Source organism: Solibacillus isronensis (assembly GCF_023715405.1).
GTDB lineage: Bacteria > Bacillota > Bacilli > Bacillales_A > Planococcaceae > Solibacillus > Solibacillus isronensis_B.
This window is the reverse complement of sequence record NZ_JAMBOC010000024.1, coordinates 1-457: the sequence shown is the minus strand read 5'-3', so window position 1 is coordinate 457 and position 457 is coordinate 1. Positions and strand designations below refer to the sequence as shown.

Below are 457 nucleotides of genomic sequence, written 5' to 3'. Positions count from 1 at the left end.
CCTGCGCAACGCGGATCAACTGAGCCTCGCCGAGATCGAGAAGAAGATCGCCGAATTCGGCCAGAAGGCGAAGGACGGCAAGCTGTCGATCGAGGAAATGACGGGCGGTACGTTCTCGATCTCGAACGGCGGCGTGTTCGGCTCGATGCTGTCGACCCCGATCATCAACCCGCCGCAGTCGGCCATCCTCGGCGTGCACGCGACGAAGGAGCGCCCGGTCGTCGAGAACGGCCAGATCGTGATCCGCCCGATCAACTACCTCGCGCTGTCGTACGACCACCGCATCATCGACGGCCGCGAAGCCGTGCTGTCGCTCGTCGCGATGAAGGATGCGCTGGAAGATCCGGCACGCCTGCTGCTCGACCTGTAAGCCGAGTCTCACTGCATCGACCCGTTCCGCAGGGTCGCGCTCACACGCGAACCTGCGGGCGTACAAGTAGAAAGGATTGTCATGTCC

Annotated in this window: 1 protein-coding gene; it reads left to right on the top strand. The window is 63.2% G+C overall.

Features of this window, described 5'->3' with window-relative positions; genetic code table 11:
• Positions 1–370: 2-oxo acid dehydrogenase subunit E2 (locus M3166_RS18995; RefSeq protein ID WP_251691802.1), on the top strand; the 370-nt coding region annotated here is incomplete at its 5' end.
• Between the last annotated feature and the right edge of the window lie 87 nt (positions 371–457).